This window comes from Stenotrophomonas sp. 2201_Sma (genome assembly GCF_056486685.1).
On sequence record NZ_CM151329.1, the window covers coordinates 4,202,523 to 4,216,584 of the forward strand.

8 protein-coding genes are annotated in these 14,062 nt (G+C 67.1%); 6 read left to right on the forward strand and 2 right to left on the reverse strand.

Annotated features, from left to right (window positions below):
• Window position 1: 1 nt before the first annotated feature.
• Both ACZLIF_RS19325 and ACZLIF_RS19330 read right to left on the reverse strand, forming a co-directional pair.
• Window positions 2–2,977, reverse strand: coding sequence for a TonB-dependent receptor domain-containing protein (locus ACZLIF_RS19325; protein WP_128988374.1), 2,976 nt, complete (start codon window positions 2,975–2,977; stop codon window positions 2–4).
• A gap of 119 nt (window positions 2,978–3,096) precedes the next feature.
• On the reverse strand, window positions 3,097–6,450 hold the full coding sequence (locus tag ACZLIF_RS19330; protein ID WP_128988376.1) for a TIM-barrel domain-containing protein: 3,354 nt from the start codon (window positions 6,448–6,450) through the stop codon (window positions 3,097–3,099).
• Window positions 6,451–6,772: 322 nt separating this feature from the next.
• Between ACZLIF_RS19330 and ACZLIF_RS19335 the strand changes: the two genes are divergently transcribed.
• From ACZLIF_RS19335 to ACZLIF_RS19360, 6 genes are all read left to right on the forward strand, one after another.
• Entirely contained in the window at window positions 6,773–7,939 is a 1,167-nt protein-coding gene (locus ACZLIF_RS19335; RefSeq protein ID WP_128988378.1) for an SIS domain-containing protein, read from the forward strand.
• On the forward strand, window positions 7,932–8,870 hold the full coding sequence (locus ACZLIF_RS19340) for an ROK family protein (RefSeq protein WP_053518015.1): 939 nt from the start codon (window positions 7,932–7,934) through the stop codon (window positions 8,868–8,870). Before ACZLIF_RS19335 ends, ACZLIF_RS19340 begins: the two co-directional genes overlap by 8 nt.
• Window positions 8,871–8,887: 17 nt before the next feature.
• Complete coding sequence (locus ACZLIF_RS19345) at window positions 8,888–10,222, forward strand: D-tagatose-bisphosphate aldolase, class II, non-catalytic subunit (RefSeq protein ID WP_128988380.1); 1,335 nt, start codon at window positions 8,888–8,890, stop codon at window positions 10,220–10,222.
• A 34-nt stretch (window positions 10,223–10,256) separates the two neighbouring features.
• The gene (locus ACZLIF_RS19350) at window positions 10,257–11,033 is read left to right on the forward strand and encodes a DeoR family transcriptional regulator (protein ID WP_053518011.1); all 777 of its coding nucleotides are present in this window, start codon (window positions 10,257–10,259) and stop codon (window positions 11,031–11,033) included.
• Window positions 11,030–12,145, forward strand: a complete 1,116-nt coding sequence (locus tag ACZLIF_RS19355) for an N-acetylglucosamine-6-phosphate deacetylase (protein ID WP_065181471.1) — start codon at window positions 11,030–11,032, stop codon at window positions 12,143–12,145. Before ACZLIF_RS19350 ends, ACZLIF_RS19355 begins: the two co-directional genes overlap by 4 nt.
• 102 nt (window positions 12,146–12,247) lie before the next feature.
• On the forward strand, window positions 12,248–14,035 hold the full coding sequence (locus ACZLIF_RS19360) for an MFS transporter (RefSeq protein WP_128988382.1): 1,788 nt from the start codon (window positions 12,248–12,250) through the stop codon (window positions 14,033–14,035).
• The last annotated feature ends 27 nt before the right edge of the window (window positions 14,036–14,062 follow it).

Consider the following 14,062-nt stretch of genomic DNA (forward strand, 5'->3'; position numbering starts at 1 on the left):
CTTACTTGAATCGATAACCGATGGTCACACTGTAACCACGGCCGAAGATCGTCGCGTAGTCACTGGAGTCACCCAGGAAGCTGTTCGGATCGTAGAACGGCAGCCGATCGAACAGGTTCTTGACGGTGAAGCTCAGGTTCCAGGCGTCATCGGGGCGCCAGGTGACACTCAGGTTGGCGGTCCACCAGGACGGCGCGCCGTCGCACTTGCTGGCCTGCAGCGCCAGGTAGCCGGCGGTGCAGGTCTCCTTGTTGTTATCCACTTCATCCACGCGGTCACGGGCCCACTTGGTACCGCCCACATAGTTGACGAACATGCTGGTGGTCACCTGCTTGTAGGTCCAGTCGGCGTTGAGCGTGGCGCGCAGGCGCGGGTTGTTGTAGTAGCCCACCACGTCGCCGTAGTACCAGCCGCTCTCCTCATCCATGTAGTAGCGGTTGCGATTGGCGATGGTGGCGGCCAGGCCCACGTTCAGCCCGCCCCACTCGCCCAGCGAGAAGCGGCTGCGTGCGTCCACGTCGAAGCCGTCGACCAGGGTCTTGCCGCGGTTCTTGTACTGGCCGACCACGCTGGCCACGTTGCCCACGCTGTAGCCGGGCAGGACCGAGGGGCAGCTCACACCGCTGGCCGGGTCGGCGCACATCGCCGCCAGCTGGGCCAGGTTTGCGCGATCGGCATCAGTGATCGGCGAACGGGTGGAGGAGATGATGTCGGTATCACGGCTGAAATCCGGGGCGACGATCTCGTTGTTGCGGTAGATGAACCAGTAGTCGGCCGACACCGACAGCCAGCTGGCCGGCTCGTAGACGAAGCCCAGGGTGGCGATCTTGGCCTTCTCCGGCTTCAGGTCCTGGTTGGGCTGGGTCATGCGGGCCACGGTGCGGCTGCAATCGACGTTGGCCAGGCTCTTGCCCAGGTCCACGTCACCGGCGCGCTGCGACTGCCGCAACAGGTCGGCGATCGCGTTGGTCTCGGCGCAGCGCACCTCATCGCGGTAGCCACCGAGCTGGGCGAACACGCCACCGCTGCCGGACTCGGCCAGGCTCGGCGCACGGAAGCCGGTCGAATAGGTGCCGCGCAGCATCAGTTGATCGAATGCCTGGTACTTGAAGCCGATCTTCGGTGCGACGTTGGCGCTGAAGTTCGGGTATTTGTCCACGCGGACCGCGGCATCCAGTTCCAGCTTGTCGGTGATCGGCGCCACCGTTTCGGCGAACAGTGCATAGGTGTTGCGCGCACCGTCGAACCACGAGCCGCCCTGCTGGGTGATCAGGCCGGCGGCTGCGTCGGCATTGCCCGGCGTGTAGAAGGTTTCGCGGCTGGCATTGAAGCCGAACGCGGCGCGCATCTCACCGGCCGGCAGCTGGAACAGCGGGCCTTCGATCTTGCCGTCCAGGGTGTGCAGGCGCGTCCAGGACTGGATGTCGAAGGTCGGGAACGCCTCGCGGATCAGCGCTGCGTTGGCTTCGCTGATCTCACCGAACTTGTATGCCGGATGGTCGGAAATGATCACCCGCCCGGTACCCGGATCCACCGAGTAGGGGCCGAAGGCCTTCTCGAAGCCCTTCAGGTTGACGTTGATGGTCTGGTAGGTGGTGGAGTGCGTGCCGGCGGTGGCGAAAGCAGTTTCCCAGTTCCAGTCACCCATGTTGCCACGTGCACCGGTCAGCACGCGGTAGCTCTTGTCGGTGTTGCGCTGGCCGAAGTAGTTGGCGCCGGCATCCTGCAGCAGGTACTGCAGGCCGACTACGCCGCCCATCATCGCCTTCAGTTCAGGGCTGGCGTGGTTGTACTCGTTGTTCGGCCCCAGGTAGGGATACAGGAACTGGTTGACCGTAGTGCCGGTATCGCGGGAGAACCAGCTGGTCGGATTACCGGTGGTGGTGCCATAGCTGCGGGGTGTACCGCCATTGGCACGCAGATCGATGTCGGTGTAGGTCGCCTCGGCGAAGATTTCGGTCGAGTCGCCCACCAGGAAGGTGCCATTGAGGTAGGCGGTGTTGCGCTCGGACTTGGCGCCGGCGTCGATCTCGTTGTTCATCCAGGTCTCCCAGACACAACGCGGACCGGCGGCCTCGCCCTGCAGCACGTTCTTGCACCCGGGTGCGGCCTCCTGCACGCGGCGGCCGGTGACCGGATCGAAGGCGAAGTAACTGCCCGGGTTGAACTCACCCGGCTTGCTGCCCACGCCCAGGCGCAGGTTCGTCAGGTAATTGGGATTGTTGACGTAGTACTGCTCGGGACGCTTGTCGTAGAAATCACGCAACGGGATCGCGTCACGGCGGTACATGTTGACCGCACCGTAGATGTTGAAGCGGTTCTCGGCCAGGTCGCCGAAGCCGGCGGTGATGCTGGCCTGGCGCTCACCGTAGGAGTCGATGCGCGATGACGTATCGTTGGTGAAGGTGATCTCCGCGCCCTGGAAGTTGCGTTTGGTGATCACGTTGATCACACCGGCCACGGCGTCGGTGCCGTACACCGCCGAAGCACCATCGGTGAGCACTTCCATGCGTTCGATGGCGGCAGCCGGGATCGCATCGATATTGACGAACTGGGTCTGGAAGCCGGCGGGTGCGCCGTAGTACGACAGGCGACGACCGTTCAGCAGCACCAGCGTGCCCTGTGCGCCCAACCCACGCAGATTGGCCTGCGAAGCACCGTCGGAGCCGGTGAACAGCGAGCGCGAATCCTGCTGCGCCGGGCGGGCAGCCGGCAGGTTGTCGAGCACCTGCAGCAGCGTACGCGCACCCATGTTCTGGATGTCCTGCTTGCTGATGACCTGGACCGGCGAAGCGGTTTCCACATCGGTACGGCGGATGTTGGAGCCGGTGACCTCGATGCGGGCCAGGTCGGTGGCGTTGTCCTTGCTGTCCTGCGCAGCGGCAGGCAGGGCGACCGACAGCAGCGCGCCGGCAATGGCCAGCGTCAGCGGAGCGATCGTGCGACAGGGGGGGCGGCGGTAGCGTGCGGGCAACATCGGGGTTCTCTCCTGGCAGGGGTGCGGCGCGAATGTGGATCAGCGGGCAAAACGCTCCCGGGCCACGGCCAGCAGGCCGCAGTCGGTATGGGCGGGGGAGGAGCGGTGTTACGAAGGGGTCATGGGGCGACGATGCTGGCGGAGTCGCCCTCCTGGCCGATCAGCACGGCGTTGGCCCAGTTGGCACAGACCTGGGCGGGTTGACTGCCCTGCGCACCCAGCGTGCGCAGGCTCAGGGTGGTAAGGCCACGGATGTCCAGCTCCGGCTTGACCACGCCGGGCGCCTTCACCAGGCCGCTGTCGTAGAGCAGGCGGTTGTCGCCCCAGACCTGGAACTGCAGGCCGCCTGCGCTGCGGCAGGCATCATCGATGCCCAGATCCGCACGCAGCAGGCGCCAGCCGCCCTGCAGACGCAGGTCGATGCGGCTGTTCGCGCCCACTCCCAGGCCACGGCGGAACTGCAGGCCGTTCATGCGCATGCCGGCCTCGCCACGGAACGCCTGGTCGGCGCGCATCTGGCTGGCCAGCGCGGCCGGCACCGGCAGCTCGGAGAGATAGCGCTGCCGGGCCGGTCGCTCCGGTTCCTGGTGCTCGAGGATGTGGAAGGTGGACAGCGCGATCGGGCCGACATCGCGTGGCTGCAACGCGTCGAACGCGCGGGCGCTGCCCTGTGCCGCAGTGACCATCGGGTCGGTGCTGCTGGCGCCGTCACCTTCGGGGTTCTGCACGCTCAGCACCCGGAAACGTAGCAGGCGACCAGCGTGTGCGGGGAAGTCGATGCGCTGCATTCCTTCCTTCAACTGCAGCCGGCCCCGGGCGATCGGCTCGCCCCATTCGCCATTGCTGTCGCCCAGGTACACCTCGTAGTCGCGAACCTGGCCATGCTTCCAGTTCTTGTCGTTGCGTGGCGCCAGCTCGATGCCGTCGATCATCCGGCGCTCACCGAAGCCGACCACCCATTCGTGGGCGCCGGTGCGCACGGCCTGGTTGCGCACGCTGCGGAACCAGGTGGACGGGTCATCGTCGAACGCGTTCTCCAGCGGATGGCCGGGCTCTTCCGCCGGGCGGTTGACCACCAGCAGGCTGTCGGCCGGCAGCTCGCGGCCGAGCACCGGCGCGGCCGGATAAGCATCGTCCGCAGCGGCCGCGGTCACGGCGAAGTCCAGCTGTATCTGCAGTGGCTGGCGGATATCCTGCGTGGCGGTACGCACATGGACGGTACCGCCACGCTCACGGGCATCGAAATACCAGCCTTCGTCGGCACCGTTGAAGGCTGCCGCGTCGGCCACCGCGGGCAGCACACGAGCGCCGGCCTGCACTGCGCGCGGGGCCTGCCGGCTCAACACGCGCAGGCCGTAGCGACGCTGCGCCAGCTGGCCTTGGTAGGTGCCCTGCACGGCCGCGATCTGCACCTGGACCGGGCCACTGCCCTGTGCCGGCGCCTGCACGCGGATCTGCTGCGTGCTCGATTCGCCCTGCTGGTAGCGGCGGGTGTTGCCGTCGTCTTCGTACAGCGTGTACTGCGAATCGCCCTGCGGATAGAGATCGAAGGTGACCTCGTCCAGCGGCTTCTCGCCATCGAACAGCATCGACGGATACATCGGCAGGATGGCCCCGGCGCGCACGAACACCGGCAGCGTGGCAAGGTCGACCTGGCGGTCGAGCTGACGGCCCTCGGCGCCGGCCTGCACGCGGCGGCCATCCCAGTAGTCGATCCATCCACCGGCCGGCAGATGGATGTCGCGCCGCCAGCCGCGGCTGGCCGCCTGGCTGCGGTAGACCGGTGCGATCAGCAGATCGCGGCCCAGCAGGAACTGATACTTGTAGGTTTCGTCCTGCGCGTGCGGATCGCGGGGGTAATCCCACATCAAGCCACGCACCGGCGGCGCGCCGGTCTGCGCGGCGTCGTGCACCAGCCCGTACATGTACGGCGTCAGCCGCATCTTCAGTTTCAGATAATCGCGGTTGATGCTGCGGTAGGGTTCGTCGTACCACCACGGGTGCTTGCGCGCGTTCGACGACCAGCCACTCATGCCCATCAGTACCGGAGTGAAGGCCTTCCACTGCAGGTCGCGGGTGTAGGTCTCGGCGCTGCCGCCGAAGATCGCATCGACATCGCCACTGGCATAGGCCATGCCGGACAATCCCGAGCCGACCAGGGTCGGCACGTGCCAGCGGATGTAATCCCAACTGCTGCTCTGGTCACCGGTCCAGGCAACCGCGTAGCGCTGGATGCCGGCCCAGCCCATCACCGTCCACAGGAAGGGACGCGAATCGGAATTGTCGACGATGCCATTGAACGCCTGGCGGTTGGCGTCCATCGCGAACTGATAGCCCTTGCCGGTCCAGGCCACATCCAGCTTCTGTACACGGCTGCCGGCCTTGCCGACTTCCCAGGCGATCTTGTCGACACCGTTCTCCGTCCACAGGCCGGTGCGGAAGCCGTATCCGGCCAGACCCTTCACCGTCTCGGGCAACTGCTTGTAGCCGCAGCCATAGCCGTCGTTGGGCAGGATCCAGCCACCGGGCATGTCGTGTGCCCGGTACTGCTTGGCCACGCTGTCGACCACGTCAGGCGTGGTGCCGGTCGGGCCATCGCTCCAGCCCTCGGGCACGGTGCCCGGCTTCTTCGCGTTGTCGCCGTCGTTGTAGCAATCGGCATCGCCATAGGACAGCGCCCAGCGAGCGACCATGTTGGGGCGGCCGGTCAGCTGCGTGTAGCGCTCGATCAATGCCGGCAGATCGGCACCGACGAAGTAGTAGGCGTCGAAACGATCTTCGCGATGCAGCAGGGTGGACTGATCGGGCTGGCGCAGGTCGTAGCTGCCGTCGCTCCACGTATTGCGCAGCATGCCCCAGCCGCGGCTGCTCAGCAGCATCGGCGCCGGGCTCGGTCGATCACCCTCTTCCCAGCCGCCGGAGTAGGACACCTCAAGCTCGCGTCCCTTGAACTGGTAACGGCCGTTCTGCTGGCCGCCGCCGAAGAACCCTTCGTCGGGCTGCGACGAGAGTACCTGCACGCTTTGTGCAGCATCCAGGTCCAGCGGCTGCAGCTCCTGCCACAACGCAGTGGGCTGGCCATTGTCCAGACGCTCCAACCGCAGGCGCAGCGGCTGGCGCTGTACGTGCAGCACCAGTGCGCCGGTGCGCAGACGGATCTCCTGCGCATCTTCTTCCAGCTGTGCCTGCACGTCGGCACTGGGCTGGGGCAGCACGATCGGCGCGGCCTTGTCGCCGGCTCCGGTCAGTACCCCCTTGCGCCCCGCCTGCACACGGACAATGTCGGCAGCCGGCAGTTCGATGCGCACACGCGCGCCGGTGTCGGTCTGCAGGTCCCAGGCGGGCGTGCCCGCCTTGCTGGCGGTGACCGAGCGCAGGTTGCCGATGGGTTCGGCGTGGGCCGACATGGACGCCAGCAGCAGCACCGGCAACAGGGCCAGCATCAGCGGCGAGCGACGAATGCAGATTTCCACGCGGACTCCCAACCCGTTCACCGGGCGTTTCGAAAGCGGTTGGGCCGACTCTAGGGCAGGGATTCGAAAGATGTCAACAAATGGAAAGCAAAAAGTAAGATAAGTTCGACTGAAACGAAAGGTGATGCGGCGCAGTACTTTGTGTAATCGCTTGCACTCCCCTGTTAAGCTTGGTGCGATACGGCATTCTTCGATTCCTTTCGTTTTGGACGATTGCGGTCTACCAGAAACGCCAAGCGCTCTTTATCTTTCTTTTTGCTTTCGGTATTTGACATTTCGAAAGAAAACACAGATCGTGCGATGGCCCAACTGGAACCTCCGAATGGACGTCACCCTGCTTTCCGATGTGTCCGCCTGGCAGCGCCGGGGCGGAGCCGATACCGCTACTGAAATCGCCCAGCAGCCAGCACTGTGGGACGCGCTTGCACAGGATCTGCTGCAGGCCCGCGAACGCCTGCAGGCCTTCCTGGGCGACCGCCTCGACAATCCCGATCAGCGCGTGTTGTTCACTGGCGCCGGTAGTTCCGGCTTCATCGCCGAGATGGTGGCCGATGCGATCAACGCGCAGTGGGCCGCTGACGTCCGTGTGGTGCATACCACCAGCCTGCTGACCCATCCGGCGCTGTATCTGCAACGCGACCGCCCCACCCTGCTGGTTTCGTTCGGCCGCAGTGGCTCCAGCCCGGAAAGCGTGGCAGCGGTGGACCGTGTGCGCAGCGACGTGGATGACGCACGCTTCCTCGACATCACCTGCAACGCTGATGGCGAACTGGCCCGGCGCGGTGCCGGCCGTGCCGATACCTGCACCCTGTTGATGCCGTCGGCCAGCTGCGACCGCGCCTTTGCGATGACCAGCAGCCTGACCTGCATGCTGCTGGCCGCGCTGACCGTGTTCGACCGCTCACCGTGGCAGACGCGGGTGGCGCGCCTGACGCAGCTCGCTGCGCTGGCCCGCGAAGGCCAGGCGCAGTGGGATGCACCGGTGGCCGCGCTGGCACAGCGCCCCTTCAACCGCGTCATCTACCTGGGCAGCGGTCCGCTGGAAGCGCTGGCGCGCGAGTGCGCGCTGAAGGTGCTGGAGCTGACCGCCGGCCGCGTGCTGGCGCTGGCCAACACGCCGCTCGGCTTCCGCCACGGCCCGAAATCCACGCTGGATGGCAGCACCCTTGTGATCGTGCTGCGCAGCGTGCAGCCGCTTGCACGCCGCTACGAGCAGGATCTGCTGGACGAGCTGCGCCGCGACGGCGTGGCCGGCCAGGTGCTGGCCATCGGCCCGCATTCGGACATCGGTGCCGACGATGACTACACCCTCGCCGTACCCGTCCTGGAGCCGGTTCTGGATGATCCCTGGCTGGCGCCGGTGTGGCTGGCCTTCGGCCAGCTGTTCGCACTGCAGCGCTCGGCCGCGCTGGGGCTGACCCCGGACAATCCATTCCCCGACGGCACGGTGAACCGCGTGGTCAAGGGTGTCACCATCCACCATGGCTGAGTTGATCGCCCATGCCTGCTACGGCATCGATATCGGCGGCACCAAGATCGAGCTGGTGGCGTGCGATGCGGCGATGCAGGTCACCTGGCGCCGCCGGGTGGCCACTCCGCAGGGTGACTACGATGGCTTTCTGCGGTCGGTGGTGGCGCTGGTCGCCGACGCCGACGCCGCACTGGGCCGCAACGATGCGGCCATCGGCATCGCGCTGCCCGGCGTGCGTGACCGCCGCACGGGCCGCCAGCTAAGTGCCAACGTGCCGGCGCTGACCGGCCACAGTGTGGCGGCCGACCTGCAGGCACGCCTGCAGCGTCCGCTCCATTTCGGCAACGACCTGCAGTGCTTCGCCTTGTCCGAAGCCCATGGCGGCGCAGCCGACGGCTACCCCAGCATGTTCGGCGCGATCCTCGGCACCGGCGCCGGTGGCGGCTTCTGCCTGCAGGGCCGCCTGCTGTCCGGCTTCAACGGCCTGGCCGGGGAGTGGGGCCACTGGAGCGTGCCGGGCCACCTGCTGCAGCGTCACGGCCTGCCGTTGATCGACTGCGCGTGCGGCCTGCAGGGCTGCGTTGAGCGCTATGTATCCGGCAGCGGCCTGGCGATGATCGAACGCCACCTGGGCGGCGCGGCCGTCGATGCCAGTGCGGTGATCGCACTGGCCGAAGGCGGCGATGCGCGTGCACGCAGCGCGCTGGACATCCACCGCGACCTGCTCGGCCACAGCCTCGCTGCGCTGGTGCTGGCCCTGGACCCGCATGTGATCGTGCTCGGCGGCGGCCTCTCGCAGTACACCCCGCTGTACCAGCAGCTGCCGGCGGCAATCGCTGCCCATCTGTTCAACGGCGTGCAGGTGCCGCCGATCGTGCCCCCGCGCTTCGGCGATGCCGGTGGCGCGCGCGGTGCCGCGCTGCTTGCCTGCCAACCCTCGTTTTCCTGATTGTCCGGAGCATGACCATGTCCCCGTTGCAGACCCTGCTTGCCTCCCACCGCGCCGGCCACAATGTGGGCCTGTACAGCGTCTGCTGCAGCAACGAACAGGTGCTGCGCGCGGCCATGCACGTGGCACTGGCACACGACACGGTGCTGCTGGTCGAAGCCACCTCCAACCAGGTCGACCAGTTCGGCGGCTACACCGGCATGACCCCGCCGCAGTACCGCGACTATGTCGGCACGCTTGCGGATGAGGAAGGCTTTCCGCGCACGCGGCTGATCCTGGGCGGCGACCACCTCGGTCTGAACGCCTGGCAGAAGCGCCCCGCCGCCGAAGCGATGGCCCACGCGCGCGTGCTGATCGAAGCCTACGTGGCCGCCGGCTTCCACAAGATCCATCTGGACTGCAGCATGTCCTGCGCCGACGATCCGGTGCCGCTGCCTGATGCCACCGTGGCCGCGCGTTCGTCGGAACTGGCGACGATCGCCGAGCGCACGGCTGCCCGGCTCGGCCTGCCGGCGCCGGTGTACGTGATCGGCACCGAAGTGCCCGTTCCCGGCGGCGAAGCCTCGCTGGCCGGCGGCCTGCAGGTGACCACGCCGGCCGCCGCCGCGCAGACCCTGGCCATCCACCAGCAGGCATTCGATACCCCCGAACTGCGCGATGCCTGGCAGCGCGTGATCGCGATGGTGGTGCAGCCGGGCGTTGACTTCGATCACAGCAGCGTGCACGAGTACGACCCGGTCGCCGCCAACGCGCTGGCCGACTTCCTCGAGCAGCAGCCGCGCATCGTGTTCGAGGCGCACTCCACCGACTACCAGCGCGAAAGCGGACTGCATGCGCTGGTCCGCGATCATTTCGCGATCCTCAAGGTCGGCCCCGCCGCCACCTTCGCCTATCGTGAGGCACTGTTCGCATTGGCGGCGATCGAACAGGAGCTGCTGCCGGCTGCGCAGTGCTCGCGCCTGCCGCAGGTGCTGGAAGAGGTGATGGTGGCGCAGCCGAAGTACTGGCAACCCTACTACCAGGGTGACGAGGCGACACTGCGCCTGTTGCGCAGTTATTCCTTCAGTGACCGCTGCCGCTACTACTGGGGCGAGCCGCCACTGCTGCGCGCCGTGCAGACCCTGTTCTCCAACCTGGAGCAGCACACGCCACCGCTGGTGCTGCTGAGCCAGTACCTGCCGGAGCAGTACCGCGCCGTGCGTGACGGCCGCCTGGCCAACACGCCGACGGCCCTGGTGCAGCACCGCATCGGCCAGTGCCTGGGCGAGTATGCCCGCGCGTGCAGCGCCAACCAGGCAGGCAAACGCGGTCAGGACACACGATCCGCTGCCGGCATTGCTGCGAACGGCTAATCTCTACCCCTCACAGCAGACCCGAGACTCCGCCATGCGCAACACCCGCTCCCGCCGGCAACAGATCCTGCAGCTGCTGATCGAGCACGGCTCGGTGCAGGTGGCCGATCTGGTCGAGCGCTTCGGCGTGTCCGCGGTGACGATCCGCGCCGACCTGACCCACTTCGAGTCGCAGGGCCTGGCCAACCGCACCCACGGTGGCGCCAATCTGGTGCGCACGCCTCCGCAGGAGCAGGACATCCATGAAAAGGATGCGCTGAATCTGCCCCTGAAGGAGTCCATCGGCGCCTGCGCGGCGAACCTGGTGCAGGCCGGTGACAACATCATCATCGACTCCGGTTCGACCACCATGACACTGGCCCGCCATCTGCGTGGCCGCCGCGATGTGACGGTGATGACCAATGGCCTGAACATCGCGTGGGAACTGGCCAATGCTGCCGGCATCAACGTGCTGCTGACGGGCGGACTGCTGCGTCAGCAGTCGTTGTCGCTGCAGGGCAGCCAGGCCGAGGCCAGCCTCAATTCCTACAGCTTCGACACCCTGTTCCTGGGCGTGGACGGGTTGGACCTGCAGTTCGGCCTGACCACCCACGATGAGGCGGAAGCGCGCCTCAACCACCGCATGGTCGAGCGCGCGCGCCGCATCGTCGTGCTGACCGACGCCTCCAAGTTCGGCCGTGTCAGCCTGCATCGCATCGCCCGACTGGATCAGATCCATACCGTCATCACCGACGCCGGCATCGACGACGCAACCCGCGAGGGCCTGCAGCGGCTGGGCATCGAAGTGATCATCGCCGAGCCGCCCGCATGACCGACACCCGTTCCCTGCATGGCCGCATCCTCACCCCGCTGGGGTGGCGACGTGGCCATGTCCACTTCGACTCGCATGTGCGCCAGCTGCAGGTGGACGACCACAGCGGCGGTGATGACCCGCAGCTGCAGGTGATCCTTCCCGGTTTCATCGATCTGCATGTGCACGGCGCTGCCGGTGTGGACCTGATGCAGGGCGGCGACGTCGCCCGCACCATCGCCCGCACCCACCTGCGCTTTGGTACCACCACCCTGCTGGCGACCACCATGACCGCCGGCCTGGACGAGATCGAGTACGCCCTGCAGGGCGTGGCCGCCACCATGGCAGCGCCGGACGACGAGGCCGCATGCATCGCCGGCGTGCATCTGGAAGGGCCGTTCATCAGCCCTCAGCGCCTGGGCGCACAGCCCAACCGTACGATCGAGGCGACGCTGGCGCTGGTGCAGCAGCTGCATGCGCTGGCACCGATCCGGGTGATGACGCTGGCGCCGGAGATCGGCGAACACACGGCGCTGATTCCTGCGCTTTCGGCGATGGGCATCCGTGTGCAGCTCGGCCACAGCGCGGGTACTTACGAAGAAGGTGTAGCCGCTCTGCAGGCGGGTGCATCCGGCTTCACCCATCTGTTCAACGGCATGACCGGCGTCGATCACTATCGCCCGGGCATCGCGGCGGCGGCGCTCGCCCATGCACGTTACGCCGAGATCATTCCCGACCTGCAGCACATCCATCCCGGCGTGATCCGCCTGGCCGCGCGCGCGATTCCGCGCCTGTACGCGGTGACCGACGCTACGGCCGCCACCGGCATGCCGGATGGCGAGTACGCGCTGGGCGAACAGCGCGTGCACAAGTGTGGCGGTTGCGTGCGGCTGGCGACCGGTTCGCTGGCCGGCAGCGCGCTGACCATGGACCAGGCACTGCGCAACCTGGTGCGTGTGGGCCTGGATCTGGCCGACGCCTCGCAGCGCGTTTCCACGTTCCCGGCCGACTACCTGGGCCTGGGCGATCGCGGTCGCATCGCGCCCGACGCCCGCGCCGATCTGGTGGTGCTGGACGCTGGACTGCGCCTGCAGCAGGTGGTGGTGGGTGGCCGGGTGGTCGAGCTGCACTGAGCAACATCCCTGCCGTAGAGCCACGCATGGCGCGGCGCCACAGAACGCAATCTGCGAAGAACCGCCGCCGGGCAGGGTCCGGCGCTACCACAGGAACTGCCGATGACTGCAAGCACCGCTCCGCGCTGGCCCGTACGCTATCTGCTCTTCATCGGCGGCCTCGGCGGCCTGCTGTACGGCATCGATATCGGCATCATTGCCGGTGCCCTGCCCTATCTGGAAGCGACCGCCAGCCAGGCCTGGCAGCTCAGCAGCCAACAGCTGGGATTCGTCGTTGCAGCCGTTCTGCTGGGCAGTGTGCTGTCCTCGTTGTTTGCCGGCATGGTGGCCGACCTGATCGGACGCCGCGGCGCGATGCTGCTGGCTGGCGTTCTGTTCACCGCCTCCATTCCCATCATGGCGCTCGCTTCGGGCTACACGCCGCTGCTGCTGGGCCGACTGCTGCAGGGCATCAGCGGCGGCCTGATCGGAGTGGTGGTACCCCTGTACCTGGCCGAGGTGCTCAGTCCGGAGCGGCGTGGCCGGGGTGCAGCGATGTTCCAGCTGCTGCTGACCATCGGACTCGTGCTGGCAGCGCTGATCGGCCTGTACCACGCCCAGGCCGTGGATGCCGCTGCCGAAACCGTGCGCTCGCTGCCGCTGGCACAGCAGGCGCAGGAACTGTTCGCCGTGAAGGACCATGCGTGGCGGACCATCTTCTGGAGCTGCCTGACGCCGGGCCTGGTGTTCTGTGCCGGCATTTTCTGGCTGTCGGAGTCGCCGCGCTGGCTGGTCCGCCGTGATCGGGTGGACGACGCCCGTCGCAGCCTGCAGCGGGTGCTGCCCGCCGCCGAGGTCGAGCCCACGCTCGCGCGCATCCAGGCACCGGAATCCAGTGGCACGGACGGCAGGCGTGATCCGCTGCTCAGCCGCCGCTACGTGGTGCCGTTCCTGCTGGCCTGTGTGGTCCTGGCCTGCACCCAGGCCACCGGCATCAACTCGGTGCTCGCCTATGCGGTGAACATCCTCAACCAGGCGGGCCTGTCCGGTTCGGTGGCCAATGGCGCCGATGTGGCGATCAAGCTGCTCAATGCGGTGATGACCGTGGTCGCGCTGCTGCTGGTCGATCGCAAGGGCCGCAAGTTCCTGCTGATGCTCGGCAGCGGCGGCATCTGCGTGGCGCTGCTGGCCGCCGCCACCCTGTTTTTCCAGGCCGAACGCGGCCGCGCCGATGTGCAGCCCCAGCTGCAGGCCGCAGCCAGCGGCGATGGCCTGCATCTGGTACTGGACGAGGCACAGTGGCAACGCCTCACTGACGGCATCGACAGCGCAGGCCGTCCGATGCAGTTGACCGTGTCCTACGCCTATGGCGACTTCACCAACGTGCGCGCACTGCGCAGTGACAACCTGATCGATCGCGAGCTGCGCATCGACCGTGCCGGCACCGTGCAGCCGGACAGCGTCATCGGCGCCTTCTTCCGCACCCTGCACCTGAATCCGTTCGCAGACCCGGCCGGCGCCGCGCACGCACCACTGCGCATCGAGCAGGCGCGGATCGGACCGGTGCCAACGCCGGCCCACGGTTGGGCGGTGGCCGCCTGCATCCTCGTGTTCGTTGCCTTCTTCGCGGTGGGCCCTGGCGTCTGCGTATGGCTGGCACTGTCCGAGCTGATGCCCAACCGGATCCGCTCCAATGGCATGAGCATCGCGCTGCTGATCAATCAGTTCGTGTCCACCACCATCGCCGCGATCTTCCTGCCGACCGTAGGCCACTATGGCTACGCCAGCATGTTCCTGTTCTGGGCGGGATGCACATTCGTGTTCTTCCTGGTGGCTGCGTTCTGGCTGCCGGAGACCAAGGGCAGGTCGCTGGAGGAGATCGAGGCGCGGTTTGCAGGAAGGCGGGGCTAGCGCCGACGGTAGGGCCGCAGTCGTTGG

Excerpts from the sequence above, each read along its gene's own strand:
- ACZLIF_RS19350 (WP_053518011.1), top strand. The coding sequence starts at position 10,257 with ATGCGCAACACCCGCTCCCGCCGGCAACAGATCCTGCAGCTGCTGATC.
- ACZLIF_RS19360 (WP_128988382.1), top strand. The coding sequence starts at position 12,248 with ATGACTGCAAGCACCGCTCCGCGCTGGCCCGTACGCTATCTGCTCTTC.
- ACZLIF_RS19325 (WP_128988374.1), bottom strand. The coding sequence starts at position 2,977 with ATGTTGCCCGCACGCTACCGCCGCCCCCCCTGTCGCACGATCGCTCCG.
- ACZLIF_RS19340 (WP_053518015.1), top strand. The coding sequence starts at position 7,932 with ATGGCTGAGTTGATCGCCCATGCCTGCTACGGCATCGATATCGGCGGC.
- ACZLIF_RS19345 (WP_128988380.1), top strand. The coding sequence starts at position 8,888 with ATGTCCCCGTTGCAGACCCTGCTTGCCTCCCACCGCGCCGGCCACAAT.
- ACZLIF_RS19355 (WP_065181471.1), top strand. The coding sequence starts at position 11,030 with ATGACCGACACCCGTTCCCTGCATGGCCGCATCCTCACCCCGCTGGGG.
- ACZLIF_RS19335 (WP_128988378.1), top strand. The coding sequence starts at position 6,773 with ATGGACGTCACCCTGCTTTCCGATGTGTCCGCCTGGCAGCGCCGGGGC.